A 25884-nucleotide genomic window follows, 5' to 3' on the forward strand; every position below is an offset into this window, starting at 1 on the left:
GGATCAGGGCTTGGCCAGGCGTGCGCGTTCGTCGCGCACCAGCGTGGCGGCCAGCAGGGCGAGCAGGATCAGCCCGCAGATCAGGCTGAAGGCGATGTGGTAGCTCTTGGTCACGTCGAAAATCTTGGCGGTGACCCAGATGCCCAGCCCGGCGGTGGTGGCATCGAGCAGGGTGATGGTGCCGAGGATCTTGCCGGCCGCGCTCAATCCGAACGCATTGACCGCCAGCAGCTGGATCATCGTGTACAGCCCGCCCCAGCCCAGCCCGAACAGGGCCAGCGAGTACCAGATCAGGTCCGCGCGCATGGTTGCCAGGATCACCGCGCCAGCGGCCATGATCGCCAGGTTGACCAGGAACACGCGCTTGGCCGGTAGCACGTCGGCCAGGAAGCCGAACAGGAACTTGCCCACCATCGCCAGGCCGAACATCAGGCCCAGGCCGTTGCCCGCGGTGGCCGGGTCGAAGCCCAGGTCACGCATGTGCAGGAACAGGTTGGAAGCCACCGCCATGATCGAGAAGAAGGTGGTCATCGCCACGAACGCCAGCACCCAGAAGGTGCGGGTGCGCAGGGCGGTGTTGTAGCTCATGTCCGGCAGGCTGGAGGCGGCCGGCTTGCCGGCCTGCGCCTTGGCTGCCAGCGTGTCCGCGCCCCACGGCTGGATGCCGCCCGGGCGCGGGCTGCGCGCGAACAGGAAGGCGATCACCAGGAACGCCACCGGGATGGCGGTTTCCCAGATCAGCGCCGCGCGCCAGTCCATGCTCTGCATCAGGTGCACGCCGAGCTTGGGGAACAGCATGCCGCCCAGGCTGGTGCCGACCAGGGCGATGCCGATGGCGGTGCCGCGATGGGTGGCAAACCACTGCGAGACGAAGATCACCGCCACGTTCAGGCCGGCGGCGACCAGCACCGCGGCAAAGCCGACGTGGATCAGGTAAAGGTGGGTCAGCGAGTGCACGTGTGCATAGGCGAAGTACAGCGCCGCCAGCAGCGCGATGCCGGCCAGGATCAGCTTGCGCGGGCCGACCTTGTCGATCAGCGCGCCCAGGAACGGCGCCATCCAGCCGGCCAGCACCAGGGTGATCAGGTCGCGCAGCTTGAGCTCGCTGCGGGTCCAGCCGAATTCCTTGAGCAGGGATTCATCGAATGCGGTCAGGCCGGTCACGGTCAGGCCGTTGGACACCAACAGCACCAACATCCCCATCACCGCCATCAACCACGGGTAATAACGCTTCATCAAGGCACCTCAACAAGTTGGGTTATGGCAGGTAGATACGCCGGTGGGGGATTCCCGCCGCCGACATTGACCGGGGGCGAATGGCATGCCTACACTTTGTCCGGACAAAGTGTGCCACAGTCTTTTACCCGGGAGGAAGCCATGCAAACCGTCGTCGTCCTGTTCAACCTCAAAGCAGGCGTCAGCCGTGAGGAATACGAGGCCTGGGCACGTGCCAGCGACCTGCCGGTGGTCAACGCGCTGCCGTCGGTGGACCGGTTCGAGGTGCTCAAGGCCAGCGGCCTGCTGATCGGTGAAGGCAAGCTGCCGTATGAGTACATCGAGCTCATTCGTGTTCCTGACATGGAGGCGTTCGGCAAGGACCTGTCCGATCCGACCGTGCAGTCCGGAGCAGCGCAGTTCCAGCAGTACGCCGACAATCCGGTGTTCATCCTCACCAGCGCGCTGTAAGCGCACAAGGAACTTTGGTCATGGCTCGTTTCCCCGAATTGCAGGGCAAGGTCGCACTCATCACCGGCGCTGGTCGCCGCACCGGCCTGGGCGAGGGCATTGCCCGCCGCCTGCTGGAGGAAGGCTGCAAGGTGGTGCTGACCGACATCGGCCAGGTGCGCGGCGCGCAGATGCCGGTCACTGCGGTCGGCACCGATGAGGAAATGGCCCAGGTGGCCGCCGAACTGGCCAGCAGCACGGGCGGTGAGTGCATCGCGATGGCGCTGGACGTGCTGGAAGAGGCGCAGGTGGAAGCGGTGGTCGCCGCCACCGTCGAGCGCTTTGGCCGGCTGGACATCCTGGTCAACAACGCCGGCATCGGTTACCTGATGAAGCCACTGGTCGAGATCGATGCCAAGGAATGGGATGCGGTGCTGGGCGTGAACCTGCGCGGCGCGTTCCTGACCATCAAGCACGCCGGCCGGCAGATGATCGCCCAGGGCGGCGGCCGCATCGTCAACATCGCTTCGCAGGCAGCCAAGTCGGCGTTTCCGCATGCGGCGGCCTACTGCTCGTCCAAGCACGGCCTGGTCGGGCTGACCCGGGTGGCGTCGCTGGAGCTGGCTGGCCACGGAATCAACGTCAACGCGGTCTGCCCCAATCACGTCACCACCGGCCTGGGCGCCTGGCAGAACGAGTACTTCGCCGCCAAGCAGGGCAAGAGCGTGGAGCAGTATCTGGCCGACATGCGTGCACGCATCCCGGCCGGCCGCCCCGGCCTGCCTTCGGATACGGCAGCGGCTACCGCTTTCCTGTGCTCGGACGATGCGGTCTACATCACCGGTGAGGCGATCAACGTCTCCGGTGGCGAAGAGAACCACTGACCGGTAGCTGCCGACGCAATCCGGATTCCATCAGCCGTACCCCCACCACCTGTACGACTCAAGAAGCGCAACGAGAGAACCATGTCCAAAGCAGCCTACCAATGGCCCAACAATGCACGGCTTGCACTGTCGGTGGTCGTCAACGTCGAAGAGCTGTCCGAGTACAACGTCGGCCAGGGTGACAAGATCACCGAGCCGGTGGACGAGCTGCACGTCACCCTGTCCAAGCCGGTGCGCAACTACGGCAACGAGTCCAATTACCGCTATGGCGTGAATGAAGGCCATGGCCGCGTGGCCGCGCTGCTGGACAAGTACAACGTCACCAGCACCTACACCGCCGCTGCGGTGTCGCTGGAGCGCGCGCCGGAAATCGCCGGCTACCTGCGTGGCAGTCGCCACGAAGTGTGCTCGCATGGGCATCGCTGGATCCATCAGTTCCGCTTCAACGAGGAACAGGAACGCCAGTTCATCCGCGACGCCGCCGACAGCATTGAAAAGACCACCGGCGTGCGCCCGGTCGGCTGGCTGTCGCGCTACCTGCACACCGCATCGACCCGTCGCCTGCTGCAGGAAGAAGGCTTCCTGTACCACATGGACGACTACTCGGCCGATGCGCCGTTCTGGGGCGATGTCGAAGGCAGCACCGCGCCGATGATCGTGGTGCCGTACCAGCTGGACACCAACGACATGAAGATGTGGGTGGCGCCGTCGTACCTGCCGAAAGACTGGCTGGACTACGCCATCGACAGTTTCGACACGCTCTACGCCGAAGGCGAGCACAGCCCGAAGGTGATGTCGCTGGGCCTGCACCTGCGCATCATCGGCCGGCCGGGTCGCATTGGCGCGTTCGAGAAATTCCTGCAGTACGTCGCGCAGAAGCCGGGCACCTGGTACGCCACGCGTCGCCAGATTGCCGAGCACTTCGCTTCGCAGGTGGCTGCATCATGAGTGCATCCATGAACAATCCACGCCGCTGCCTGCTGTTCGTGCCCGGTTCGCGCCCGGAGCGTTACGCCAAGGCCATTGCCACCGGCGCCGACCAGGTCTGCATCGATCTGGAAGATGCCGTGGCGCCGGGTGACAAGGAAACCGCACGCGCTTCGCTGTTCGCCTTCCTCGCCGACGCACCGGAAAGCCGCAGCGAAATCGGCCTGCGCATCAATCCGCTATCCACCGAACTGGGCCAGGCCGATCTGAAGGCGCTGGCCGCCTCGGGCCTGAAGCCGGCGTTCGTGATGCTGCCCAAGGTAGAAACCGTGGCCGAGCTGCAACAGGCCGATGCCGCGCTGGCCGGCATCGACACGGTGTTCATCGCGCAGATCGAAACGCCCAAGGGTCTGCTCGATGCGCGCGCGCTGGCCGTCGCCACTCCGCGCCTGCAGGCGCTGATGCTTGGCGGTTTCGATTACATCGTCGCGCTGCGTGGTCGTGCCGGCTGGGATAGCTTCTTCCACCCGCGCGTGCAGCTGGCCACGATTGCTGCTGAAGCCGGTGTCGGTTGCCTGGACGTGCCGTTCCTCGACATCAAGGACGAAGCCGGCCTGGTCACCGAAACCGACCGTGTGATCGACCTCGGCTTCACCGCCAAGGCTGCGATCCACCCGGCCCAGGTCGAGCCGATCCAGAGCCGCTACCTGCCCACCGCCGCCGAGTACGACCGCGCCCAGCGCGTGATCGCCGCGCTTGCCGCCAGCGGCGGTGAAGCCATCCAGCTCGACGGAAAGCTGGTGGACCGCCCCATCGAAATCGCCGCCGAACGGGCCATCGCACTCGGTGCACACGGCGTCCGCGCCGGCTGATCACACCGCTCCATTGAACGCCTGATTCACGCCCCTCTTTGACCAAGCTGCGCCCAGCGCCAGCCCAAACCGCAACAGAAAGGACATTGCTCATGGTTCAGAACGTCAAGCAGATCTCCGAAAACCGCTTCCGCGAAACCTTCGGCCGTTACTACGAAGAGTTCAACGTGGGCGACATCTACGAGCACCGCCCGGGGCGCTCCATCACCGAAACCGACAACACCTGGTTCACCCTGCTGACGATGAACACCCATCCGATGCACTTCGACAAGGAGTACGCCAAGGCGTCGGAGTTCGGCAAGGTGATCGTCTGCTCGCCGTTCACCGTGGCGTTGATGGTCGGCATGAGCGTGACCGACGTCAGCCAGAAAGCCGTGGCCAACCTTGGCTGGAGCGACATCAAGATGACCCATCCGCTGTTCGTCGGCGACACGTTGGTGGCCGAGTCGAAGGTGCTGGACAAGCGCGAATCCAAGTCGCGTCCGGGCGCGGGCATCGTCACGGTGCAGACCGAAGGCTACAACCAGGACGGCAAGCTGATCTGCAGCTTCAGCCGCACCATGCTGATCGCCAAGCGCGGCCACTCGGTGGAAGACAAGGTCAACTACTGAGGAGCCGATGATGAGCACCGAACTGGAACAACTGTGGGGCCCTGACGAAGAGCAGGCGCTGCTGGATTCGATCGACCACTGGGTCGAGAAGTCGGTGGCGCCCATCGCCCAGGAATACGACCTGGAGGACAAGTACCCGCATCATCTGGTCGAGGAGATGAAGGACCTGGGCCTGTTCGGTGCCACCATCTCGCCGGAGTACGGCGGGCTGGGCCTGCCGGCACGCATCTACGCCAAGATCGTGATCAAGGTGTCCTCGGTGTGGATGGCGCCGACCGGCATCTTCAACTCGCACCTGATCATGGCCGCGGCCATCGAGCGTTGCGGCACCGACGAACAGAAGCGCAAGTACCTGCCGCGCATGGCCACCGGTGAACTGCGTGGCGCGCTGGGCCTGACCGAGCCCAATGCCGGCACCGATCTGCAGGCCATCCGTACCGTTGCCAAATGCGAGGGCGACCACTACGTCATCAACGGTGCCAAGACCTGGATCACCAACTCGCTGTATGGCGACATGGTGCTGCTGCTGGTCAAGACCGACCCGGAAGCGCAGCCGCGCCACAAGGGCATGAGCATGTTCATCGCCGAAAAGGGCGAAGGCTTCATCGTCGCCAAGAAGCTGAAGAAGTCCGGCTACCGCGCCATCGATACGTGCGAGCTGGTGTTCCAGGACTACAAAGTGTCGGCGGACTGCCTGCTCGGCGGTGAAGAAGGCAAGGGCTTCCAGCACGCCGTGGGCGGATTGGAGCTGGGCCGCATCAACGTCGCCGCGCGCGGCTGCGGCATTGCCGAAGGCGCATTGCGTCTGTCGGTACGTTACGCGCAGGAGCGCACTACCTTCGGTAAGCCGATTGCCGAGCACCAGGCCATCCAGCTCAAGCTGGGCGAAATGGCGGCCAAGGTCGAAGCCTCCAAGCTGTTGATCGAAAGCGCTGCAAACGCCTATGACAAGGGTGAACGCTGCGACATGGAAGCGGGCATGGCCAAGTACTTCGCGACCGAGACCGGCGCGTACTGCGCGCAGGAAGGCATGCGAATTTTTGGCGGCTACAGCTATTCGGTGGAATACGACATCGAGCGCTTCCATCGCGACGCGATGTTGATGTGCATCGGGGAAGGCACCAACGAGATGCAGCGCATCATCATCGCCAAGCAGCTGGTGGCGAGGAACAAGATCTAGAAGCCCAAGCAGACCAAGAGCCCCTCTCCCGCTCGCGGGAGAGGCGAGCAATTTGGAAGGCAGCAATCCGGTAGCCCCTCTCCCGCGTGCGGGAGAGGGGTTGGGGTGAGGGGAAGCTTTTGGCAAGCAGACGCAAAAGCTCCCCTCATCCGCCCTCCGGGCACCTTCTCCCGCGTGCGGGAGAAGGGAGCAACTTGGATGGCAGCAATCTGATAGCCCCTCTCCCGCGTGCGGGAGAGGGGTTGGGGTGAGGGTAGGCTCGAAGCACAGCCAGTGCCGGCCACGCGAACCCTCATCCGCCCCTTCGGGGCACCTTCTCCCGGAGGGAGAAGGGTTAGAGCAGCATCCCTTCACCGCAGTCCTCAACCAACTGCGGTGCTTTTTACAACCAGAGGCCCCACATGAAAGAGCTTCCCCTGCAGGGGCTGCGCATCCTTGCCGTCGAACAGTACGGTGCCGGCCCCTATGGCTCGATGCACCTGGCCGATCTGGGCGCCGAGGTCATCAAGATCGAATCCCCGCCGGGCGGTGACGTTTCGCGTGCCACCGGCCCGTACTTCCTGGGCGAAGGCGACAGCCTGTTCTTCCAGACTTTCAACCTCAACAAGCGCTCGCTGCGCCTGGACCTGAAAGCCAACGAAGGCCGCGAGGTTTTCGAGAAGCTCGTTGCCAGCGCCGACGCGGTGCTCAACAACCTGCGCGGTGACCAGCCGGCCAAGCTCGGACTGGACTACGCCACGCTGTCCAGGCTCAACCCGAAGATCGTCTGCGCCCATCTGTCCGCCTATGGCCGCGACAACGAGCGAGCCGCATGGCCGGGCTACGACTACCTGATGCAGGCCGAAGCCGGCTTCATGGCGCTGACCGGCGAGCCGGATGCACCGCCGGCCCGCTTCGGTTTGTCAATGGTCGATTTCATGACCGGCACCACGATGTCGATGGGCCTGCTGGCCGCGATCATCGGCGCCATGCGTACCGGCCAGGGCCGCGACGTGGACGTGAGCCTGTTTGACGTTGCCCTGCACCAGCTCAGCTACCCGGCTACCTGGTATCTCAACGAAGGCCATCGCACCGAGCGTCTGTCGCGCAGCGCGCATCCATCCACCGTGCCGTGCCAAGTCTACAGGACCACTGATGGCTGGGTGATGGTGATGTGCATGCTGGAGAAGTTCTGGCAGACCTTCGTCGAAGGCATCGGCAGCCCTGCGTGGGCGTCCGAGCCACGCTTCGGCAACTTTGCCGCACGCCGTGATGTGCGTGAGGAGCTGACCGTGCTGGTTGATGAGATCCTGAGCACGCAGCCGACCGCGTACTGGACGCAGAAGTTCGCCGGGCGCATTCCGATCGCACCGGTGCTGGATATCGCGCAGGCGCTGGACAATCCGTATGTGCGCGACGTGGACATGCTGCAGGACGTCGCGCACCCGCAAGGCACGCAGCGCCTGCTGCGCAACCCGATCAAGCTCGACGGACAGCGCCTGTCCGGCGATGCCTGCCCGCCCTTGAACGCTGATGCCGAGGCACTGCTGCGCGAGCTGGGCTACAACGACGCCGACCGCGCACGCCTACTGGGCGCGTAAGGCGAAGGAGCACGACGATGAAGCTGCAAGGTGTACGCGTTCTTGACCTGTCCCTGTTCCTGCCGGGCCCGCATCTGACGATGATGATGGCCGACCATGGCGCGGACGTGATCAAGGTCGAACCACCCACGGGCGAGCCGGTGCGCGAAGTCGGCCTCAAGCAGGCCGGCGTCAGTACCTGGTTCCGCAACACGCACCGTGGCAAGCGCTGCATCGTGCTTGATCTCAAGAGTGCCGAAGGCAAGGTGGCATTCGCCAAGCTGGTGGAATGGGCCGACGTGGTGGTGGAAGCCTTCCGCCCCGGCGTCGCCAAGCGCCTTGGCATTGATTACGACAGCTGCAAGGCGATCAACCCGACGCTGGTGTACTGCGCGATCAGTGCTTTCGGCCAGACCGGCCCCAAGGTCAACCGGCCTGCGCATGACCTGGCGATGCAGGCCGACACCGGCGTGGTCAGCCTCAACCGCGCGCTGGATGGCACCCCGGCGATGCCGCACATGCCGGTGGCCGACATGGCCGGCTCGCTGATGGCGCTCAACGGCATCCTGATGGCCTTGTTCCGCCGCGAGCGCACCGGGCAGGGCGACTACATCGACCTGTCGATGCAGGACGCGCTGATGGCGTGGTTGCCGAACGTGCTCGGCCCGCCATTCGCGCTGGGCCGTGACCCGGTCATCAAGGAAGAGCGCAGCTGGGGCGGCAACGCGCTGTACAAGCTGTACCGCTGTTCGGACGACCGCTGGATTGCGCTGGGCGGCGCCGAACACAAGTTCGCCGAGAATCTGCTGATCGCGCTGGGCCGCCCGGATCTGATCCACCTGTGCCACCTGCCGCCCGGCCCGGGCCAGGACCCGGTCAAGGAATTCCTGGTCGAGACCTTCTCGCGCCGTTCGCTGGTGGAATGGACCTTGTTCCTTCACGACATCGACGTGTGCTGGGCACCGGTGAAGACATTGACCGAAGCCTTCAACGATCCGCATACCCGCGCCCGCGAAATGGTGTGGACCGACGAAGCGGGCGGCACTCACCTGGGCATTCCGATCAAGTTCGCCAACGAACCTGGGCGGATCAATCCGCATCTGGATGGCGTGGGTGAATCCACTGCTGCGGTACTGGCGGAGTTGGGGCTGGCTTCGCCACAACGGTGATCAATCGCCACTCTCCCCAGAGCGGGCGAGGGAAGTTGCTGGCAGGAAAACCCAAATGCTCCCCTCATCCGCCCCTGACGGGGCACCTTCTCCCGCCAACGGGAGAAGGGAGCGATCAACACCTCCGCGATCTGAAAGCCCCTCTCTGGCACGCGGAGTGAAGGGGGGCGCTTGCGGACCATCGGTTCGCGATCCATCGAACGCCCTTGCGTCAGCGCAAGGGCCGGGGCGCGGAGGGGGGAGGGCGCTTTAGCTTCTGCTTCCGTCCCAAAAGCCCCTCAGTAAGCCTTCCCGTCCACCGGAACGCGCTTCACCCCAGCCAGATCAAACTCCTCAAGGCAGCGCAGGTTGATTGCTGCCATCTCCGACCCATCCGGCTTCTTTCCCAACCCGAACGGTTGGCAGCCGCAGGTTGGACAGAACTGGTGTTGGATCACATGCCGGTTGAACGTGTACGTGTTCAAGCCATCGGCCCCAGCGGTGATGCGCATTGCATCACGCGGCAGGAACCACAACAGCAAACCCTTTCGGCTGCAATGCGAGCAATTGCATTCATAGCCTTCGCTGGGCTCGCCATCACACTCGAAACGCACCGCACCGCAATGACAGCTTCCACTCACCATGGCGCCCTCCACAGGCGTTGAACTTCATATCAAGGATAACGCCAGCCAGTTGCCATCCAGTGAGCGGTGGTATCGCGATGCCGCTGGACTCCTTCGCAGGCGTGGCTTTGCCTCAGGCCGGGGAAGGCGCACGCGCCTGCATGAACTGGCGTGCCGCTTCTTCCCAGTTGCGGCCATCAAATGCCTGTCTGGGCAGCACGTCGATATCGACCCCGTCCACGCAGCGCAGGTTGACCACCCACATCCTTGGCGCGATGCGCGGGTTGCTGAAGGTGCTGGTGCCGCAATGGCTGCAGAAAAAGTGCCGTGCGGTGCGCGTGCCGAACTGATACAGCGACAGGCTGTCCTGCCCGGAAAGAATGCGGAACTGGCGGTCATCCACGGCATGCCAGAGTGCGCCTTTGCGCAGGCAGATGGAGCAGTTGCACTCCAGCGCCCCGATGATCGCATTGTCGAACTCGAACTCGAACGTGACCTTGCCGCAATGACACGAACCTTGCTGGGTATGCATGCATCCTCCTGGGTTTTCGAGGAAAAGCCGGTGGCGAGTGAAGCGCCTGTCCGAAAGCGCACACCGGCAGCCGGGCGATCAACGCATCCAATGCGATGGACTCAGGCTGGCTCCAGGCGTTCGGGATGGGAGGGCCCTTTCAGTTCGATGCCATTCCCATCCGGGTCCACAACGTACAGGGACAGTCCATCGCCTTCCGCGCCGAAATTGACCTCGGCCGTTGTCGGTGCAAGGCCGTGCCCGCGCAGGTGGTTCACCAGCACGGCTTCATCGAACGGTTCAATGCGCAGGCAAAGATGGTCCACATTGCGACCCTGCGCCTGTGCGGCCGCGCCGCCGCGTGCACCCAGCTTTCCATCGATGCTGATCAGGTCGATCATCGACGCGCCGGCACGCAGGTGCACCAACCCCAGGTGATCGCGGCGGCGGACCACCTCGCAACCAAGCACCTGGCGATAGAACGCGATGCTGCGCTCAATGTCGCTTACCCGGAACACCACGTGATCGATGCGTTCAATTTGGAAGGGCAGTGTCATGGCAGCTTCCTGGTTCAGGCGGTGCGGGTGCGGAAGATCATTGCAGGTTGGCGGCGGCGCCGTAGCGGAAACGCTCGATCAAACGCCTGATGCCATTGGCGCCGAAGATGAACCAGACGGCAAGGGCCAGTTCGGCCACGGTCAGGACGATGCGAGCCAACTGGTCATGGTCGAATGCCACATACGCGGCATCGTTACGCCGGTTGAGCAGGACCAGCGTCACCCAGTAGAACGCCTCGGGAATGGCGCGGGTCAGCAGCCACAGGCCGAGCAGGGACAGCCCCACCGAAAACGCCACCGGGCCGCTCATGGCGCTCTCGCTGCGCGGCTCCTTCATCGCCGGCAGCAGCTTGCGGGCGATGCTCAGGGGGAAGAACCACAGCAGTGCACACACCGCCAAGCTCGCTGCCATGACCAGCACGATCGTTATCAGTGCAGCTTGGTCACCGCCTTGCTGAAACAGCGCAATCGCACTGGGAAAGGAGCGCGCAACCAGCAGCAACAGGAACAACGCGAACAAACGTACGCCAACGGCAACTACATCTTCCCTGCTCATGCGTAATCTCCCTGCGAATGATGAATGAGGCCAATGATCGTGCTCAGCGCCGCCCACGATACGGCTCGCAACCGATGCCGTCATCGTCACGGTCCAGGTGTGGTCCGTAGCCGGGTTCGCCACGGCGCACCGGGGCAGCGCCGGCAGCACGGGCTTCGGAGCAATTGGCAAATGCGCCGGACGCCGGTGCGATACGCGTTGGTGCGATGCGTTGCGGTGCCAGTCGTGGAGTCACTGTCGATGGCGGCGCCGCACCACCGCGGTGGCAATGGTAATCACCGGTAGTACGGTTGGTGTGGCAGCCATGCTTGTCCAGCCCGCCACTGTGCGCCTGTACCACCGTGCAGGCGGCAAGCAGCACCAGCAGCGTTCCAGCCTTGATCGCGGATTGCATGGTTCCCCCAAACCAGCAACAGGTGCGGCAGGATACCAATCCCGCCGGCCCCTCTGCCTGACCTGGGGTACTCGGGGAGCAAGCCGGGAAACGTCCCGGCTATCTGTGGCGTTGCCGCAGGCTGGAATGAAGTCCCGGCGCGAGCCATGGCCCCTGCACGGTTACCGTGCCGCACAACAGCAACATGAGCCGCCGCGCGTTGAATCCGTGTTGCGCCTATTCCGTGGCAACCGGCGCAAAGCGCGGCACCTGCCTGCCATCCACGATCACCGTCTCGCAGAACATGGCGTAGGGCCGCACCCACAGGCCATGGTCGCCGTACAGCGTCCGGTAGACCACGACCAGCTCTTCGGTCTCGCTGTGCCGCGCCACGCCCAGGACCTCGTAATCCTTGCCCTTGTAGTGGCGGTAGCGGCCAGGGCGAATCGTTGCTTCTTCGTTGCTGCTCATTGCGTCTCGCTTTGATCTCGGGCGTCGGGCTGCGGCCATGGATTGTCGGCCGTCCGGGCGCTCCCAGCCAAGCCATTGGCCAAGGCACGCAGAGCGAGCGGCCGGCTCAATGTGTGCGGTCCGTCGCTTTCATGACGTGGGAGATGGCCATGTTGACCACGTCACGGCCGTACTTCACGATCCCGCGCGGCGTGTAACGGTAGGTTGCCGGTTCACGATGCGGACTGCGTGCTCGTAACGAGGGCCTTCCCCAGAGCGCGTCGCCCAGGGCTTCGCGTCATTTCCATGAATCCAGTGAGGTAAAGCAACACATGCGCCGGCTCCTTCTCGTTTCCGCATTGCTGGTTCTGTTTGCACAGGCCGTCCCCTCCCATGCGGTGCCCACCTGGGGTGCCAAGCAATCCAGCCCGGCCGATACTTCTCCCTCCGAGTTGAAGCCCGGTGAGTGGGTCTGGGGTGGCGACAACAAGGCGATGGGGCCGATGGCGGTGATCGTCAGCCTGACCGAGCAACGCGCCTACGTGTACCGCAACGGGATACTCATCGCGTTCACATCGGTGAGCACCGGCAAGCCGGGTCACGAGACGCCGACCGGCGTGTTCACGATCCTGCAGAAGGACAAGGATCATCGTTCCAGCAAGTACAACAACGCGCCGATGCCTTACCAGGAGCGCCTGACCTGGGACGGCATTGCCCTTCACGCCGGGGGGCTGCCCGGCTATCCCGAATCGCACGGCTGCGTGCACATGCCCTCGGAGTTCGCGCGCCTGCTGTTCGACAGCAGCACGCTCAGCATGACCGTCGTCATCTCCGAAGAGGGCAAATCACCCGATGGCCTGGTGCATCCAGTGGCGGCCAGCCCGATCAATCCGATGACCGGCGCCGAGCTGGGCAATCTTGCGCTCGCCGGTGGCGAGCAGTTCCGCTGGCAGCCTGAGCTGGCGCCGACCGGGCCGGTGTCCATGGTGATGAGCACGGCCGATCAACGCCTGTTCGTCTATCGCAACGGCCTGGAAATCGGCCGCAGCCGTATTGCCTTCAGGGAGCCCGGCCCAACCCCGGGCACCCATGCGTACATGGTTGCCGCCGGTGGCGCGCCGGGCGTCATGCCACCGTGGGTGCGCATCGGCATTCCGGGCAATGAACACGAAGCGGGGCTGCCAGTGACCTCCACGGACATGGCGCGCCTGGTCGTGCCGCCGCAGTTTGTGGAAGTCATGCTGCCGCTGCTGGTGCCCGGCACCGTACTGGTTGAAACAGACGAACACGTCCTCCCCACGACCACCGGGGCGACGCTTCAGGTCATCAATGCTGACCCGCCTGAGCTCTAGCAGCGCGGTGAACGGCAGCAGTTGCTTTCCCGGGTGACCGGGACGCTGCGGGCGCGGGAGTGCCGGCCGTCGACGTAGCGCAGTGATTGGCTGCCGGTGACGATAGCCAGGCCGGGTCCGGGTAGTAGGCGTAGACATACTGCCCGCCGGCCAATTCGTCGATCAGGCGCCGCGCCACGGTTCTGCGAAGCGCAGGGCAACCCAGGCTCCTGCCCAGCCGGCCGAGACTGTGAATGGACGATTCGCTGACATAGTCGGCACCGTGGATGACGATCGCGCGGGACGCGGCGAGGTCATTGATGCCTGGCTCCAGCCCTTCCAACCGCAACGAGTAACCGTTGCCGCCCTGGTAGGTCACCCCGGTCTGGAACAAGCCCAGACTGGACTGGTAGCTGCCTGGACGGTTGGAGAACGAGGTTGGCGTGTTGTCGCCGGAGCCACGCCCGTGCGCCACCCATTCGGCGTCCAGCAATGTCGCCGTGTTCAGGTCGAACAGCCACAACCGTCGCTGCGTGGACGGGCGCGAATAATCGATGACCGCAAGCCGACGCGGTGCCACCGGGTCGTGGCTGCTGGCGCACATCATGGCCGATGCGGCCTGCTTCAATACCGTCGCATTCGCTTCCGGGGCTGCGCGCGCGAGGCGTTCACCCAGCGACGCCGCTGGCGCAGCGGTCACCGCGTTCGTCCCGGACAAGGCCCCCAATCCAAGCAGGACGGGCCACGTGAGCCTGAGCTTCATCGTCTTCACATGTGATTGAGTCGCCACCTAATTGGAGGCATGCCCTTCATGGTTCAACGGTAGCGGGATCTGCCGTTCAGCTGTTTGCCGGCTGAGGCCGCACAGCGGCCGCGTTGCCCGTCTTCACATTGGTGTACAGAAGCAGCGCCGCGCACCAGCGGGAGCGGTGGTTTGGAGGCGTGCGGCCAGCAGTGCGTCAGCTACGCCCGAGCAATGTCTGTTCCCGGCTTGGCGACGCCACGCGCACTCGGTTCGCTTGAATCTCAGCCCGCCGATGAGACCTTGCGCCGCTGCGTGAACCAACTGATCGCCATCAGCAAGGCAACGGCAGCAATCGGGCCCAGACACAGCAGCAGCCAGTTCCGGGTCTTGAGAATCACGCTGAAGGGCGCCAGCGGGTTGCCCGTCGCATCCACCGACCAGAACGGATTGGGAGAGATGCTGATGGCAACCGGGCCAACGGCCGGATTGAAGATGTACGCCGTTGCAGCGACCAGCAACAACCAGCCGATTGCCAGGTACAGGAACGAGCGAATGGAGGCGCGCATGCAGATTCCTTGAATGTGCAGATGGCGAAAGAAGCGATCATTCCGCTGCCGGCTGGAACTGCACCCGACAGTGGCACCCGGGTACTTCACCTACTTCGGCCGTTCCTGTCGATGGCCGTTCCGCATCCTGTGCAGTTCCAGCCTCCAAGCAAAGCCTGACGGAATCCGGTTGGCCGCCGGAACTTCGGCAAGGCCATTCCACAAGCGGGGCAGTGCCTGCGAAAAACCAATGCAATGACAACCACCACGACCAGGCCGCCGATGGCCCCGGCAACAACAACGGACGCAACGTAAGAATCCATTCCTACTCCTTGATGTGTCGCATCATGCCGCATCAATCTGCACGGCTCGATGTCGGTGCTGGACGTATATTACCCCGGTTCGTTCCGCATGCCGGCTCATGTGCCGGTGGTAGCTGAGGCTAACCGGTCGGAGCGCAATGTTCAGGCCCGCAGGCGGGGGCTATCGCAGGCGTGAATGCACAACGCCGGTGCATGCCGGGAACTCCTGCAACGCTACGCGCCTTGCGTGTTTTTCGGTCAGTATTTCGAGCAGCACGCCGTGTATCGGGCGTTACCTGCACGCGTTCTGGACATCCCGATCCAGGCGGCTGCGCAGCGCTGCGTCGGCAGCGGCCCCAGCAGCGCCCAACGCTGCTGTACGCATCGCCTTGGCGCCATCGCATGCCTCGTTGGCAGCCGTCGTCGTATAGCGGACCTGCACGCGGCGTTGGCCCGGTGCTGCGGGTACAACGGACTGGGAGGGCGTCGAGCCCAGTGATGCCGCAGCGTGCCCGCGGCGGGCAGAGGTTTCGCCGTCGCGGCAAGGGGTGGACTGGTAGCTGTTGCTGCCGTTCGTGCCGGTGCACTTGAACACCGGTTGTGCATGGGCCGGGAAAACGGCGAAGGAAAGAATGATCAGACAGGCCTTTGTCATCGTGGGCTTCCTGCGAACACTAGTCGGAACATGTGGGTTGCGATCATGCCGGATTCGACCGGCGAAGGGGCCGCAGCTGAAGGACGCGTTGCTCCCAGCCGAGCCATGCATTCATGCCAGAACGCGGATGGCCAGGTACACCACGAACAGAGCCCCACCGATGAGCGATGCATAGCGGGCCTGCTGGTCGCGCACCTCCTTGCCGAGCCCATTCTTGTAGGTGCCGTACGCCATCAGAGCGCACGCGATCCCGGCGATGACATTGCGCAGGGCCTGGCCGTAAAAGATGAAATCAATGAGGTGAATGACGCCAACGATCGTGAGCAGGACGGTGAGCACTTTTGCGGCGGTGCTGATGGGCGCTTGGGTTATCGATGTCATGGTGACTCGGCAGTTGAGCAATGTTCCCGATTCTAGCCTGACCGCAACGCGGCCCCGGCTTGGTGGAACGGTCAGGCGGCGGGCGTTCCCAGCAGGAAGCGGGACAGGCGCAACCAGGGCGGGCTGGTGATGGCCAGCAACTCCACGGCATGCGCTGCCACCATCGTTGCCCCGGCCCAGAGGTAAACCGGATGGACGCGTTTGAGCACGATCCAGTCGCGGGCAATGGCCACCAGCAAAAGCGAATCGGCGAGCAGCGAGAACGTAACGAACGGATTGGGGACATCCGGAAACAGATGGCGTAGCCGCAGCCATGCCGGAGCCAGTGCGGAGATCGTAGCCAGCATCAGCAGGCGCTTGTGGCTCTCACGGTCGCGGCGCAGGACGATGGCTGCGGCAACAAGTGCTCCGAACAGGAACATCTCGATCAGGATGTTCACGAACTGGCCGAGGGCCAGATCACCGCCCCCTGCGGCGAGGTCGCGCCGGGTCGCATGCAACCCGACAAGGACGCCGGAAATGACGATGGCAATGCACAGTGCAGCGCCAACGACGCCAAGTTGGCGATGGGTGAGCACCTTGCGCTTCTGGATCAGCGAAGCCTGCAGGATGAAGAAGAACAGCCAGCCGAACAGCAGTACGGCGTGGATGTGAATGATGGCAGGTGCACGGAAGGTGCCCCGCGCCAGGGGAATGAAGAAGGTTGTCGAGAAAGCGTGGTCAAACGAGTACATATGCTCGAACGCCTTCGGGTTGGTCTGGTACTCGACCGTCGCGACGGTGCCGGGCGTGAAGCGGATGAAGTTGATCGGCAACCCCTGATCCAGAAGATCCTGTGTGAGCCTGTTCTGTTCGGGGAGTGGCAGGTTGGCTGCAAACTCGACTTCGCCATACCTGACGCCACGCGAGGACAGCATCGCGCCAAGCTCCTGCATGCCAACAGAGGCTTTCGGATCAGCGGCTGAAATGACATACAGGAAGCGATCGTCGGCAAGTGGCGCAAGCGCCTGGGTGTCCCATTGGCTGCCAACGTACATCGATGCAGCGAACAGATCGGGCTCGTTCGCGTTGAGATAGAACGAGATCATTCCGCCCATCGACTGCCCGGTGGTATAGATCCGCGTCTGATCGATGCTGTACGTGGCAATGATGTTCCTGAGCAGGCGTAACGCGACGCCAACTTCCCCGCTCACCTGCCAGTTGTCGTTCGTGGCGTTCTCCGGCCACTTGAACGATGGAACCAGGACGAACGATGGATGCCTGGACTGGCTCTCCTCGGTCGCCCATCCTTGTCACTCAACGGGCGCATGAACACGCCGGGCTTTATGGCTACAAAGTCGTCGCCTTGAAGAAGCAGGAGTCGCGCAGTTGTATCGCCGTCGTGTGCGTCGCTCACCTGCCCTAGGCTGTAGTGCAGATGGCTTGCCAACGGCAAAGGTAGAATTTTCGGCACGTTCGCTGCACTACTGACAAGAACCTCATCGACTGTGACAAGGAGTCTGATGGTGTTCTGGAGCCCCGGGCCGGTCATCGCTGTCCTTTCCCGAACGGGCCTGCCACGGTCGTCGATCATTTCAACGCCGCTGACACGGCCAATCAGAATGTGATCAGCGGCGCCAGCCATTTCCTCAAGCGTAGCTTCGAAGGGAAAGCCTGCGAACGACGTGGATGGAACCAGCGCGGCAAGCAGAATCAACAGTATGCGTTTCATGCTTTTCCTTGGTCCAAGGATTGAATGAACCCTGCCGCGAAGTGACGTCGATGTTGGTGGATAGTTAGGCCACGGCCACGGTACTGATAACAGCCTCAATATGAAAGCCGTCCGGATCAATGACGAATGCCGCGTAGTAGTTGGAGCCGTAGTCAGGCCGTAGCCCGGGGCGTCCGTTGTCAGTACCGCCGTGAAGAATGGCCGCCTTGTGAAAGCGATCAACCGCATCGCGGCTTGGTGCGGAGAAGGCGAAGTGAAAGCCGGGTCCCGGCGACGCTCGCCCAACTGCGACCTGCTTGAGTGCGAGCTTGTCCCCTCCACCGGGCTCACCGTATCCCACGGCTTGAGTGTCCGGATCGCCCCCGAAGTCCGTCCATACCCGCTCATAGCCAAGCTCCGTGAGTACGGCATCGTAGAACTCGGCTGACCTACGTAAGTTGGCAACGCCGAACGAGATGTGATGAAGCATTGGTGTCATGTGCCGGATGAAAGGGAGTGGTGGCTCAATGGTCCAACACGGGAACCAAGCCGGCGCGGCAAAGCAACGGTCGGCTTGAGTGAAATGCTTGGATGAGTACTCACGATGCCTCGGTTGCGATCGCTGACACGCTCCCGCCAACGATTCGCCAACCATCACCGTGCTGTGCCCATGTTCTGCAGTAGCGATACAAGCCGGAGAACGGCTGGCCACTGAAGACGCCCGCCAGGTATGCCGTGACCACGGAAACCGAAGTCGCGCCATGCACTTGAACCAGAACCTCCCGCCATTCGGCATGTGTGAGCTGTTGCACGCCAGAACGGTGCAGTTCCAGGTCATCCGCTTTGGTGAAGAGCCGCCCGTCGGGGCCAATGAAAAGAAGCTCATCGTCAATGAGCGCGTCGAGTGCTGCGACATCACTGTGCAGCATCGCACGGCGCAACATCTCTTCAAGTTGGCGAATCTCGGGCTCCATGAATGCTCCAGATAGCGGCCTGATGGCAGAGCTGAGCCGGGTTGCTCAGCTGCTTTGGCTTGAATGAATTGTTAGGCGTCAGTAGTCCGTAAAAACCAAAAAAAACTTCCCGCATCTCCGGAAGATCTGACACGCCCGGCTGCTTCAAATTTCCCGGCTTCAATCTTTAAATGAAGCCAATCTACATCTTCTTCTGAGCCACCGCGATGTGCTTTAGTGAATGATTACCCGCTGAGATAGGTATCAGATAGATCGATGCTGAGGGACCAACCTGGGTTGTCCAACGTGTCAATGTTGATGCCGTAAAAGTGCTCCCAGTCTCCATCGCATTAAGCTGCGTACCAGTTCCGCAGGCGGGCAAGTTGATTCATGGGGATTAACGCCTGAACTAAGTCGCGTTGCGAAGCAACGGGGGCTTGAATGAATTGTTAGCGGCGGAAGTATGAGAGGTCGCTCACGCTTAAGAACAAGTAGCGGAAGGCGCCGCTTAAAAAATAGGAAATGACCATCGCCGCTATGATCACAATAAATTCATGGGACGGCCTGAGCATCCCGTAAGCCAATGCGGCCGACAGAATAAGGCTCGAAACCGCTATTGGAATCTCACCTGCCCAGGGGGTCCGCATGTTGCCCCCACAGTGTGGGCATTTGTGCGACCAAACATGCATGCTTCCGTAGATGTGGCACATCTGAAAATAGCTAAAGCAGAACTTCTTCTTGCAGCTTTTGCATCGCTTCTCGAGAGCCATCAGATTCGTCCCGCAGCTAACGCCGAAGTTAAGCCGCGCGGCGAAGCGACATCGGCTTGAATGAATTGTTAGGCCTTGAGTGTGGCATATGCGACGCCCGATAGTATCAGCACGAGAACCACTGAGGCAGTCCAGTAGCCAGAGCGAAAGCACCGATCACCCAGGACGTTTAGGTGTGAATCTCCTATCGTCCTGTAACTCTTTTGGGTTATGAACCGAACGCTTGGGGCTGACGCTGACGGCTCGGCACCCGGCGGCGGGGCGATCTTGGCCCAAGTGTTCGGATGGTTTTCCCGGAGGTAACGATCAAAGACCCGGGAGTTGTACGCCGACACAACAAACGTAGGAACGGCGACTATCGCTGAGAAGGAAAAAATGGCTGCGAGGAAAGTTTCCATCAAGGCCTAACTCTGGAATAAAGCCGACCCGCGAAGCGGGTTCGGCATGAACGAAACGTTAGGCATGCGGGCACAGGCCTCGACAAGCCGCCTGACAGCAGAAGTCGCGCACCCTGAGCCATTTCCGTTGCAGCTCATAACATCAGCGGATATGAACTTTCCGTCGTGCCGCGTCAGGACATAGAAGACCTTGAATCTATCGTCAGTGGGATAGGCTCTGATGTTGTTGGCCGGAGCGCCTACAAGATAGAACTCTATGTCGAAGGTGCCATTAGCCTTGGCGAAGCGGAGGGAGCTTTCATCGTGCACTTCTTCTTCCAGCGCCACTGCAAAGTGCTGTGCAATGCTGCTGTGCTCGCTGCCATTGGCGAACTGAATCACGCAAGCGCTATCTGGCGGACCAGTAGCGCTCCCGAGTGCCGCTGTAAGAACGGTGGCAACAGTTATGCTCATAAGCAGGCCTTACTCTGGAATTAAGCCGCGCCGCGTCGCGGCGTCGCCCTGAATGAACTGATAGGCGCTGGTTGCGACGAACTAGTCATGCCAGAACCCCTCACTATTGAGCCAGGTACATAGCGCTCTTGCCGAGCCTCTCGACTCCGCTGAGTCCAGGCCGAACTCTTTGCTATCAGTCTGAGCTTGGCGAAGCAGTATGTGACCGTAGATGATCTTTGATTGGTTGAGCGCTCCGAACTGGAACTCCCCGCCAAGATTCCCGCGCTCAATCATGGCTCTGAGTTTGTCAGAAGCCTCAATTGCAGCCAATTGGGTCAGATCTGACTCGAGAATACGCATGTCTGGCTCAATCTTGTTATCAACGCCGCTGCACAATTCAGGACTGACCGGAGAGCCGGCTACGAGTGCGATTGCGAGGGTTGCGGATAAGGTCATTGAAGCACCTGACGCCTGAATTAAGCCGAGCGGCTATGCGGCTTCGGCTTGAATGAATTGTTAGGCCCCGCCCAGCGCCCGATGATTGCTGCAACAAGGAGACCAAGCAATCCGCCGGTGTAGGTGGCAATGATTGGCAGGTGCGTTGGCTCGTAGGCGCCACGGTCGCCGTAGTTCTCAGGGTAGAAAGAAGGCTCGAGTAGCAGCCATGCGGCGATAGCTCCAAAGACGAGGGCTGCAATGGCAGCGCGGAGTTTGTGGCTGGGTGCAGCGAGATAGGCAACGACTACGACCGCGAGTGCAGCACTGAAACCGGCGCCTGGAAGATGCCAGAATCCAGCAAAGCCAGTTGCAAGGCTTCCAAGCACGCCCGCAACCGAAAAGCCGCCTAGAACAGCAAAGAATGCCAATGCCCATCTCAGAACCATTGCCATCTCCTAGGGGGGGCTAGCGGCTGAATTAAGCCGCGCCGCGAAGCAGCGTCGCCTTGAATGAATTGTTAGGCGTCAATTTAGCGAAGCTGGTTTGCGATGAACAGTCCATTGGCCGTCCTTAAACATGTATAGAGCAGACGACACCCGCATGTTGTCACTCGACTCGTAAAGGGTGCGAATGTTGCGCTCCAGTAGTGAGACGGCCTGACTGTCAGACACAGGGGCATATATCAGGCCGCCACGCTTTGGTACGCCAACAATCAGTCCGGTCGGGTACTTAACCAGCTGGGTCTGCCAGAACTCATGATCAAGGAAGTAGCTGCTATCCAAATCTGGGGACTCTCCGGCCACCAGCATGATGCCGCCCTCCCATGGTGTTGCTTGAGGTGCTCCGTAACGTCTCTTGATGTTGAAGATGGCAATTTCGGCTGCTTGTTCCGGAGTTAGGCCAAGCTCAGAGAACTCCTCTGCATTGAGATTCTGCATGGAATGCTCGCCGTCGATCACGAACCGCACATGCATGTCACCAATGAGGTCGAACCAGGCGCTATTGATTGTGACTGTCTCGCCATTGTTCAACGTGGCAGTTGTTGGGCCGGTAGCTTTGAACCCGAACTCTTGCTTGTTTGCACCCTCAACTTCGCGAAGGATCAGCATAAAGTTCTCATCTGGCGCTTGGCTCTCTGCTGAAAATGTCGGCATTGTGGCTAGTGAAAGGAATAGTGAAATTAGGTACTTGAGTGCCATGATCTTTCCATTGACGCCTAACGCCTGAACTAAGCCGGCGCTGCGAAGCAGCGGTCGGCTTGAATGAATTGCTGGGCTACAAGCTAGCGGAAATGCACTTGCGATCCGTACACAACCTCACCAGCTCGGATTCGTAGTTCTACGTCCGAAAGGCGCTGGTTGATCTTGCGCCAATGCCTCACCTTATGCGCCAAGAGCGGCAGGCCGAACAGAAGATAGGTGGCTGCGGCTAGGAAAACAGCCGCTGAAATTTCGTGAGGTCGCAGCCAGAGCCATGCCGTGACAACGAGAGCGCTGAAGATGAGTCCGCCCACTGCTGCAGCAAGAATTGACCGTGATCGCATAACTGATACGGCTTTACGGACGTATGAAAGATCATCAAGCGATATGCGATCGGAGCTTTCCATGTGGCCTAACTCTGGAATTAAGCCGACCCGCGAAGCGGGTTCGGCTTGAATGAACTGTTAGGGCTCACTAGTGCTAGCTTTGCGCCAAAATCGCTTCTCAACTCTTCTAACATTTGGCGTCTCCGCTAGCGTGGGCAGGTACTCGCTCAACTGAAAAAGTTCCCGATCCGCTAGATTTCCCAAGAATGGCTTTACCCTGACGAGATTGCCGTAGTGCCTAGCTAATTTTGCAGGCGTGTCATCCACCATCAACACGTGCTCAAGTTTATAGCCGCGTCTCTTTAACTTGTCGAGATTCTTTGCCCATTCGTAGTCATGGTGCTCTGGGTCAAAACGCATCGTACAGCGCTCCCTAGACCACACGAATTTGAGATCGACATCGTATGGAAATATGTTTTCCACAACGGGAGCGGCGTAAAGACGAGTGGACGAGGTCCAAACTGCTAAGTGAAACTGCGATGTCACCTTTGATAGGAACAGGTCAAGTCCAGGGCGCTTATACACAGCGTACGGCCCAACCTCGAAGTCAGGGTCGCGATCTAGGTAGCCCTCAGTCGCGTGGATGAGTGTTTCATCAAGATCAAGAATTAAGAGTTTCATGTGGTGCTTGATTTGAGCTCTAACGCCTGAATTAAGCCGAGCCGCGAAGCGGGTTCGGCTTGAATGAATTGTTAGGCGCCAAGTGACGGGTTCCCTGCGTAATACTGACCCAGTAGAGCTTGGGTGAGAAGCGAGTAGGTTTTCTCGGGCTTCGAATCATTGGCTACGAACCTGATGTGAGATATCCAGTACGAAGTGCCAAGCTCGGCATTTGCCTGCCGCAGACCTTCCATCACCGCTGAAACAACCTTGCTCTCATCTAGCAGCGTCGAGGAAAAGCCAGCCAATGGGCGCGCATCTACATCGACCGCGTCTGGCTCCGTCATGGAAAGTCGTATTTGCAGGATATTGTCCTGCCCCCCGGTGATTCGGGAAACAGACAAGTAGTCATCAACTCGACAGAAATGCATTGGGGCCTAACACCAGAGTTAAGCCGCGTCGCGAAGCGACGTCGGCTTGAATGAATTGTTAGGCATCTTACCCGGAAGGTGTCAGCCGCAAATGGGTGCCGCAAGTTTTATGTCTTTTCCCATTCCACGACATGGCTGCTTCTGTGTCGAATGAGCGCCCGCAATATGGGCAACGCGCGAAGCCATTTGAATGAATCTTGGCCTCAAGAACGCCGCGATCTAACGCCTCCGACTCCCGTTTGGCGCGTGCTGTCTCGGATTTGAGGCGAAGTTCCGCTAGGGTCGGTGCCAGCTCGGTAATACCCCATTCGCAATTGCAGGAATTGCAATGCCATTGATGGGATGTTTCCGAGACGTCGCAGCCACCCAGGACAGCTTTTCCGGAGGACAACTCACTTTCCAGCGGAAGAATGTCGACGAAGCCATACACGATCCGTGCAATGCTCACCGATCCGCAAGAAGGGCAGTTGGCTGGATATGCGAGATGGTTCACAAGATGCCTAACGCCAGAGTTAAGGCGAGCCGCGAAGCGGCTTCGCCTTGAGCGAATTGTTAGGTTGCCACCTCAAGCGGGCCTTACTTTTGATCATAAGAGCGGAAGAGCTGGAAGCTACCCCAGGTAGCCAGAATAGTTGCTAGCGCTCCAAGAGGGATGGAGAGGTGGTACAGATTCAACGCTTGACTCTCACTCGATGAAAAGAAGTATGGATAACTAGCCAAGGCAGAGGCTGCGAAGGCGAAGATCGTGGAGTTGGCCAACGTAAGGAAGAATTTATGTTTGTGCTTGCGATAGGCGCGAATCTGCAGACAGAGAATGATGACCCCGCAAATGAAGCCTAGGATGACTTGAATCTGTACCAGCGGTATCAGTGATTGCATGGGATCGCTCTTGACAACCTAACTCTAAGTAGACCGCCGAACAGCGGTGTAGCACGAGTATCGCCGGTTCCGGACAGGTTTCAAACCAATAAATTCTCACTGAAAATCAATCAATTAACCCATCCCCGCTGAAGGACCTTGGCCCCAGGCTCGCAGAAAACTACCGCTTGAGGGCCGTGATATGGATTACACCCCCGTTTCGTCCGGCGTAATACACAGCCGACCGCCAAAGCTTCTGGATCAGGTGCGCCAACAGATCTGCGTGCGGCATTACAGCCGTCGTACCGAACAGGCCTACGTGGGATGGATCCGGCGCTTCATCCTGGCCAATGGCAAGCGTCATCCAATAGAGATGGGAAGCGATGAGGTTGCGGCGTTCCTCAGTGCATTGGCAACCGAAGGGAACGTCGCTGCTTCGACGCAGAACCAGGCCCAGGCGGCGCTGCTGTTTCTGTATCGCGAAGTGCTGGGGGTTCAACTGCCCTGGATGGAGAGTGTGGTGCGCGCGAAACGACCCAAGCGCCTGCCCGTGGTGCTTTCCGTTGACGAGGTTGGCTGCCTTTTCGCGGCGATGCCGGAAGGCACCACGGCGATGATGGTGCGATTGTTGTACGGAAGCGGCATGCGTTTGATGGAATGCCTGCGCCTGAGGGTCAAGGATGTGGACTTCGCGCGCGCAGGAATCTGTGTGCGTAGCGGCAAGGGCAACAAGGACCGCCGCGTGCCGCTGCCGTTGTCATTGAGCGGGCCGTTGCAACGGCAACGTGCCCGGGTGCTGCTGCTGCATGCCTCGGATCTGGCTGCTGGAAGAGGACGGGTGCATCTGCCGCATGCACTTGCGCGCAAGTATCCCAACGCGGACAGGGAGCCGGGTTGGCAGTATCTGTTTCCCTCCAGCAAAGTATCGCGCGACCCGCGCACGGGGCGATGCGGGCGACACCATGTCAGTGAGGAGGCACTGCAACGGGCGGTAAAGCGTGCACGGCAGCAGGTGGGCATTCTCAAGCCGGCGACCTGCCATACCTTGCGCCATTCGTTCGCCACGCATTTGTTGGATGCAGGGTGCGATATCCGCACCCTGCAGGAACTGCTCGGGCACAAGGACGTGGCCACCACGCAGCTTTATACCCATGTGCTGGGTCGCGGTGCGGGAGGCCTGCTCAGCCCACTGGATCGCCTGCCTGCGTCGCCACCGGCAGTGCCTGCGGCGCAGGATGAAGCTCACTCGCCGGAAATCGGCGTGAAACGCGCCACCCCATAGCGGTCGCATTCGAACGTGTAGCGGGCGGGATCGACGACCCGGGCTATAAGCTCACAGGCCTGCTCCTCGGTACGGCGGCCGCAGGCGATGCTGGTGAAATCCAATGGTGCATCCAGCACGATATGCGCCGGCCCATGCATGCCATCGCAGTGTCCGTGCAGGTGGATCCACAGGCGGCCGTCGATCTCGCGCAGCTCGAACGCGCCGTCGGTCAGGCCGAGATGCTCGCCGGTGTAGACCAGCACTTCAGGCTCGTCCTTCTGGGTCAGTTCAATGCGTTTGCCGGCGATATCGCTCCATCGCATCACTTCACCCGGACCACTGTGGAAGGCGGGGCAGTCGTGGATGCGCAGGTGCAGGCTGTCCGGTGGCAGTGCGTCTTCGTCCAGCAGCGTGTCATCGGGGTCGATGCGTTCGGCCTGGATGTCGAAATCCCAGACGAGGGCAGGAGCGCGTTCGTCCACGAACGCACCCAGCTGTGCTTCGGTCAGCCGGTAGGGCTGATCGTTCCAATGACAGGTCGCCTGGAGCGGGAGTGAGGGCGGGCAGGGTGGAATGGTATTCATGCC

At 61.2% G+C, this 25884-nt stretch carries 32 protein-coding genes; 10 read left to right on the plus strand and 22 right to left on the minus strand.

Going from position 1 to position 25884, the window contains the following annotated elements; genetic code table 11:
• Positions 1-3: 3 nt before the first annotated feature.
• Positions 4-1236 (minus strand): MFS transporter, encoded by a 1233-nt coding sequence (locus LR961_RS17845; RefSeq protein ID WP_232151322.1) that lies wholly within the window; start codon positions 1234-1236, stop codon positions 4-6.
• Between the two features lie 141 nt (positions 1237-1377).
• Between LR961_RS17845 and LR961_RS17850 the strand changes: the two genes are divergently transcribed.
• The 8 genes from LR961_RS17850 (at position 1378) to LR961_RS17885 (ending at position 8867) form a co-directional block, all read left to right on the plus strand.
• Positions 1378-1686, plus strand: coding sequence for a hypothetical protein (locus LR961_RS17850; RefSeq protein WP_232151323.1), 309 nt, complete (start codon positions 1378-1380; stop codon positions 1684-1686).
• A 20-nt stretch (positions 1687-1706) separates the two neighbouring features.
• On the plus strand, positions 1707-2549 hold the full coding sequence (locus LR961_RS17855; protein ID WP_232151324.1) for an SDR family NAD(P)-dependent oxidoreductase: 843 nt from the start codon (positions 1707-1709) through the stop codon (positions 2547-2549).
• A gap of 81 nt (positions 2550-2630) precedes the next feature.
• The gene (locus LR961_RS17860) at positions 2631-3497 is read left to right on the plus strand and encodes a polysaccharide deacetylase family protein (protein ID WP_232151325.1); all 867 of its coding nucleotides are present in this window, start codon (positions 2631-2633) and stop codon (positions 3495-3497) included.
• A gap of 8 nt (positions 3498-3505) precedes the next feature.
• Positions 3506-4348 (plus strand): CoA ester lyase, encoded by an 843-nt coding sequence (locus LR961_RS17865; RefSeq protein ID WP_232151326.1) that lies wholly within the window; start codon positions 3506-3508, stop codon positions 4346-4348.
• A gap of 92 nt (positions 4349-4440) precedes the next feature.
• Positions 4441-4959 (plus strand): MaoC family dehydratase, encoded by a 519-nt coding sequence (locus LR961_RS17870; protein ID WP_232151327.1) that lies wholly within the window; start codon positions 4441-4443, stop codon positions 4957-4959.
• 10 nt (positions 4960-4969) lie between these two features.
• Entirely contained in the window at positions 4970-6139 is a 1170-nt protein-coding gene (locus LR961_RS17875) for an acyl-CoA dehydrogenase family protein (RefSeq protein WP_232151328.1), read from the plus strand.
• 401 nt (positions 6140-6540) lie between these two features.
• A complete protein-coding gene (locus LR961_RS17880) occupies positions 6541-7719 on the plus strand; it encodes a CoA transferase (RefSeq protein WP_232151329.1) in 1179 nt (392 codons plus the stop codon).
• 17 nt (positions 7720-7736) lie between these two features.
• Complete coding sequence (locus LR961_RS17885; protein ID WP_232151330.1) at positions 7737-8867, plus strand: CoA transferase; 1131 nt, start codon at positions 7737-7739, stop codon at positions 8865-8867.
• A 278-nt stretch (positions 8868-9145) separates the two neighbouring features.
• On the opposite strand, the gene LR961_RS17890 is transcribed toward LR961_RS17885, so the two are convergent.
• The 6 genes from LR961_RS17890 to LR961_RS17915 all read right to left on the minus strand — a co-directional run bounded on the left by LR961_RS17890 (position 9146) and on the right by LR961_RS17915 (position 11937).
• On the minus strand, positions 9146-9490 hold the full coding sequence (locus LR961_RS17890; RefSeq protein WP_232151440.1) for a GFA family protein: 345 nt from the start codon (positions 9488-9490) through the stop codon (positions 9146-9148).
• Positions 9491-9602: 112 nt separating this feature from the next.
• Positions 9603-10001 carry a GFA family protein gene (locus LR961_RS17895; protein ID WP_232151331.1) on the minus strand — a complete coding sequence of 133 codons (399 nt, stop codon included), beginning with the start codon at positions 9999-10001 and terminating at the stop codon, positions 9603-9605.
• Between the two features lie 101 nt (positions 10002-10102).
• Positions 10103-10537, minus strand: a complete 435-nt coding sequence (locus LR961_RS17900) for a VOC family protein (protein WP_232151332.1) — start codon at positions 10535-10537, stop codon at positions 10103-10105.
• A 37-nt stretch (positions 10538-10574) separates the two neighbouring features.
• On the minus strand, positions 10575-11093 hold the full coding sequence (locus LR961_RS17905; protein WP_232151333.1) for a hypothetical protein: 519 nt from the start codon (positions 11091-11093) through the stop codon (positions 10575-10577).
• A 43-nt stretch (positions 11094-11136) separates the two neighbouring features.
• Complete coding sequence (locus LR961_RS17910; protein WP_232151334.1) at positions 11137-11487, minus strand: excalibur calcium-binding domain-containing protein; 351 nt, start codon at positions 11485-11487, stop codon at positions 11137-11139.
• Between the two features lie 216 nt (positions 11488-11703).
• Positions 11704-11937, minus strand: coding sequence for a DUF1653 domain-containing protein (locus LR961_RS17915; RefSeq protein ID WP_269670804.1), 234 nt, complete (start codon positions 11935-11937; stop codon positions 11704-11706).
• 311 nt (positions 11938-12248) lie between these two features.
• Here LR961_RS17915 and LR961_RS17920 point away from each other — a divergent pair, with 311 nt between their 5' ends.
• Complete coding sequence (locus tag LR961_RS17920) at positions 12249-13268, plus strand: L,D-transpeptidase (RefSeq protein ID WP_232151335.1); 1020 nt, start codon at positions 12249-12251, stop codon at positions 13266-13268.
• On the opposite strand, the gene LR961_RS17925 is transcribed toward LR961_RS17920, so the two are convergent.
• The 14 genes from LR961_RS17925 to LR961_RS17990 all read right to left on the minus strand — a co-directional run bounded on the left by LR961_RS17925 (position 13243) and on the right by LR961_RS17990 (position 24054).
• A complete protein-coding gene (locus LR961_RS17925; protein ID WP_232151442.1) occupies positions 13243-14010 on the minus strand; it encodes a murein L,D-transpeptidase catalytic domain family protein in 768 nt (255 codons plus the stop codon). The two genes, LR961_RS17920 and LR961_RS17925, sit on opposite strands and share 26 nt — an antisense overlap.
• Before the next feature lie 263 nt (positions 14011-14273).
• Positions 14274-14558 carry a hypothetical protein gene (locus LR961_RS17930; RefSeq protein ID WP_232151336.1) on the minus strand — a complete coding sequence of 95 codons (285 nt, stop codon included), beginning with the start codon at positions 14556-14558 and terminating at the stop codon, positions 14274-14276.
• A 573-nt stretch (positions 14559-15131) separates the two neighbouring features.
• Positions 15132-15494: a DUF4124 domain-containing protein gene (locus LR961_RS17935; protein WP_232151337.1), complete on the minus strand. Its 363-nt coding sequence runs from the start codon at positions 15492-15494 to the stop codon at positions 15132-15134.
• 111 nt (positions 15495-15605) lie between these two features.
• On the minus strand, positions 15606-15875 hold the full coding sequence (locus tag LR961_RS17940; protein WP_232151338.1) for a hypothetical protein: 270 nt from the start codon (positions 15873-15875) through the stop codon (positions 15606-15608).
• 71 nt (positions 15876-15946) lie between these two features.
• Positions 15947-17068, minus strand: a complete 1122-nt coding sequence (locus tag LR961_RS17945; RefSeq protein WP_232151339.1) for a hypothetical protein — start codon at positions 17066-17068, stop codon at positions 15947-15949.
• Positions 17065-17586, minus strand: coding sequence for a hypothetical protein (locus tag LR961_RS17950; RefSeq protein WP_232151340.1), 522 nt, complete (start codon positions 17584-17586; stop codon positions 17065-17067). The genes LR961_RS17945 and LR961_RS17950 overlap by 4 nt, the downstream gene beginning before the upstream one ends.
• Before the next feature lie 64 nt (positions 17587-17650).
• The gene (locus tag LR961_RS17955; RefSeq protein ID WP_232151341.1) at positions 17651-18055 is read right to left on the minus strand and encodes a VOC family protein; all 405 of its coding nucleotides are present in this window, start codon (positions 18053-18055) and stop codon (positions 17651-17653) included.
• 109 nt (positions 18056-18164) lie between these two features.
• Positions 18165-18539: a nuclear transport factor 2 family protein gene (locus LR961_RS17960; protein ID WP_232151342.1), complete on the minus strand. Its 375-nt coding sequence runs from the start codon at positions 18537-18539 to the stop codon at positions 18165-18167.
• A gap of 1153 nt (positions 18540-19692) precedes the next feature.
• Complete coding sequence (locus LR961_RS17965) at positions 19693-20067, minus strand: hypothetical protein (protein WP_232151343.1); 375 nt, start codon at positions 20065-20067, stop codon at positions 19693-19695.
• A 530-nt stretch (positions 20068-20597) separates the two neighbouring features.
• The gene (locus LR961_RS17970) at positions 20598-21005 is read right to left on the minus strand and encodes a hypothetical protein (protein WP_232151344.1); all 408 of its coding nucleotides are present in this window, start codon (positions 21003-21005) and stop codon (positions 20598-20600) included.
• A 78-nt stretch (positions 21006-21083) separates the two neighbouring features.
• Positions 21084-21758 carry a hypothetical protein gene (locus tag LR961_RS17975; RefSeq protein ID WP_232151345.1) on the minus strand — a complete coding sequence of 225 codons (675 nt, stop codon included), beginning with the start codon at positions 21756-21758 and terminating at the stop codon, positions 21084-21086.
• Positions 21759-22222: 464 nt separating this feature from the next.
• Positions 22223-22765 (minus strand): HAD family hydrolase, encoded by a 543-nt coding sequence (locus tag LR961_RS17980; RefSeq protein ID WP_232151346.1) that lies wholly within the window; start codon positions 22763-22765, stop codon positions 22223-22225.
• Positions 22766-22836: 71 nt separating this feature from the next.
• Entirely contained in the window at positions 22837-23148 is a 312-nt protein-coding gene (locus tag LR961_RS17985) for a hypothetical protein (protein ID WP_232151347.1), read from the minus strand.
• 603 nt (positions 23149-23751) lie between these two features.
• The gene (locus LR961_RS17990; RefSeq protein ID WP_232151348.1) at positions 23752-24054 is read right to left on the minus strand and encodes a hypothetical protein; all 303 of its coding nucleotides are present in this window, start codon (positions 24052-24054) and stop codon (positions 23752-23754) included.
• Between the two features lie 181 nt (positions 24055-24235).
• Here LR961_RS17990 and LR961_RS17995 point away from each other — a divergent pair, with 181 nt between their 5' ends.
• A complete protein-coding gene (locus tag LR961_RS17995) occupies positions 24236-25315 on the plus strand; it encodes an integron integrase (RefSeq protein WP_269670805.1) in 1080 nt (359 codons plus the stop codon).
• Here the strand turns inward: LR961_RS17995 and LR961_RS18000 are convergent.
• Positions 25276-25881: a hypothetical protein gene (locus LR961_RS18000; RefSeq protein WP_232151349.1), complete on the minus strand. Its 606-nt coding sequence runs from the start codon at positions 25879-25881 to the stop codon at positions 25276-25278. The genes LR961_RS17995 and LR961_RS18000 overlap by 40 nt on opposite strands.
• Between the last annotated feature and the right edge of the window lie 3 nt (positions 25882-25884).

Source organism: Stenotrophomonas sp. SY1 (assembly GCF_021202945.1).
In the GTDB taxonomy this organism is placed as follows: Bacteria; Pseudomonadota; Gammaproteobacteria; order Xanthomonadales; family Xanthomonadaceae; genus Stenotrophomonas.

What these genes read in the sequence shown, in the direction of transcription:
- LR961_RS17845 (WP_232151322.1), bottom strand. Translation starts at nt 1,236, where the DNA reads ATGAAGCGTTATTACCCGTGGTTGATGGCGGTGATGGGGATGTTGGTG.
- LR961_RS17950 (WP_232151340.1), bottom strand. Translation starts at nt 17,586, where the DNA reads ATGAAACGCATACTGTTGATTCTGCTTGCCGCGCTGGTTCCATCCACG.
- LR961_RS17860 (WP_232151325.1), top strand. Translation starts at nt 2,631, where the DNA reads ATGTCCAAAGCAGCCTACCAATGGCCCAACAATGCACGGCTTGCACTG.
- LR961_RS17955 (WP_232151341.1), bottom strand. Translation starts at nt 18,055, where the DNA reads ATGCTTCATCACATCTCGTTCGGCGTTGCCAACTTACGTAGGTCAGCC.
- LR961_RS17920 (WP_232151335.1), top strand. Translation starts at nt 12,249, where the DNA reads ATGCGCCGGCTCCTTCTCGTTTCCGCATTGCTGGTTCTGTTTGCACAG.
- LR961_RS17940 (WP_232151338.1), bottom strand. Translation starts at nt 15,875, where the DNA reads ATGACATCGATAACCCAAGCGCCCATCAGCACCGCCGCAAAAGTGCTC.
- LR961_RS17990 (WP_232151348.1), bottom strand. Translation starts at nt 24,054, where the DNA reads ATGCAATCACTGATACCGCTGGTACAGATTCAAGTCATCCTAGGCTTC.
- LR961_RS17975 (WP_232151345.1), bottom strand. Translation starts at nt 21,758, where the DNA reads ATGGCACTCAAGTACCTAATTTCACTATTCCTTTCACTAGCCACAATG.
- LR961_RS17865 (WP_232151326.1), top strand. Translation starts at nt 3,506, where the DNA reads ATGAACAATCCACGCCGCTGCCTGCTGTTCGTGCCCGGTTCGCGCCCG.
- LR961_RS17980 (WP_232151346.1), bottom strand. Translation starts at nt 22,765, where the DNA reads ATGAAACTCTTAATTCTTGATCTTGATGAAACACTCATCCACGCGACT.
- LR961_RS18000 (WP_232151349.1), bottom strand. Translation starts at nt 25,881, where the DNA reads ATGAATACCATTCCACCCTGCCCGCCCTCACTCCCGCTCCAGGCGACC.
- LR961_RS17870 (WP_232151327.1), top strand. Translation starts at nt 4,441, where the DNA reads ATGGTTCAGAACGTCAAGCAGATCTCCGAAAACCGCTTCCGCGAAACC.
- LR961_RS17850 (WP_232151323.1), top strand. Translation starts at nt 1,378, where the DNA reads ATGCAAACCGTCGTCGTCCTGTTCAACCTCAAAGCAGGCGTCAGCCGT.
- LR961_RS17855 (WP_232151324.1), top strand. Translation starts at nt 1,707, where the DNA reads ATGGCTCGTTTCCCCGAATTGCAGGGCAAGGTCGCACTCATCACCGGC.
- LR961_RS17915 (WP_269670804.1), bottom strand. Translation starts at nt 11,937, where the DNA reads ATGAGCAGCAACGAAGAAGCAACGATTCGCCCTGGCCGCTACCGCCAC.
- LR961_RS17930 (WP_232151336.1), bottom strand. Translation starts at nt 14,558, where the DNA reads ATGCGCGCCTCCATTCGCTCGTTCCTGTACCTGGCAATCGGCTGGTTG.
- LR961_RS17925 (WP_232151442.1), bottom strand. Translation starts at nt 14,010, where the DNA reads ATGAAGCTCAGGCTCACGTGGCCCGTCCTGCTTGGATTGGGGGCCTTG.
- LR961_RS17960 (WP_232151342.1), bottom strand. Translation starts at nt 18,539, where the DNA reads ATGGAGCCCGAGATTCGCCAACTTGAAGAGATGTTGCGCCGTGCGATG.
- LR961_RS17970 (WP_232151344.1), bottom strand. Translation starts at nt 21,005, where the DNA reads ATGGTTCTGAGATGGGCATTGGCATTCTTTGCTGTTCTAGGCGGCTTT.
- LR961_RS17880 (WP_232151329.1), top strand. Translation starts at nt 6,541, where the DNA reads ATGAAAGAGCTTCCCCTGCAGGGGCTGCGCATCCTTGCCGTCGAACAG.
- LR961_RS17875 (WP_232151328.1), top strand. Translation starts at nt 4,970, where the DNA reads ATGAGCACCGAACTGGAACAACTGTGGGGCCCTGACGAAGAGCAGGCG.
- LR961_RS17895 (WP_232151331.1), bottom strand. Translation starts at nt 10,001, where the DNA reads ATGCATACCCAGCAAGGTTCGTGTCATTGCGGCAAGGTCACGTTCGAG.
- LR961_RS17890 (WP_232151440.1), bottom strand. Translation starts at nt 9,490, where the DNA reads ATGGTGAGTGGAAGCTGTCATTGCGGTGCGGTGCGTTTCGAGTGTGAT.
- LR961_RS17885 (WP_232151330.1), top strand. Translation starts at nt 7,737, where the DNA reads ATGAAGCTGCAAGGTGTACGCGTTCTTGACCTGTCCCTGTTCCTGCCG.
- LR961_RS17910 (WP_232151334.1), bottom strand. Translation starts at nt 11,487, where the DNA reads ATGCAATCCGCGATCAAGGCTGGAACGCTGCTGGTGCTGCTTGCCGCC.
- LR961_RS17935 (WP_232151337.1), bottom strand. Translation starts at nt 15,494, where the DNA reads ATGACAAAGGCCTGTCTGATCATTCTTTCCTTCGCCGTTTTCCCGGCC.
- LR961_RS17995 (WP_269670805.1), top strand. Translation starts at nt 24,236, where the DNA reads ATGGATTACACCCCCGTTTCGTCCGGCGTAATACACAGCCGACCGCCA.
- LR961_RS17900 (WP_232151332.1), bottom strand. Translation starts at nt 10,537, where the DNA reads ATGACACTGCCCTTCCAAATTGAACGCATCGATCACGTGGTGTTCCGG.
- LR961_RS17905 (WP_232151333.1), bottom strand. Translation starts at nt 11,093, where the DNA reads ATGAGCAGGGAAGATGTAGTTGCCGTTGGCGTACGTTTGTTCGCGTTG.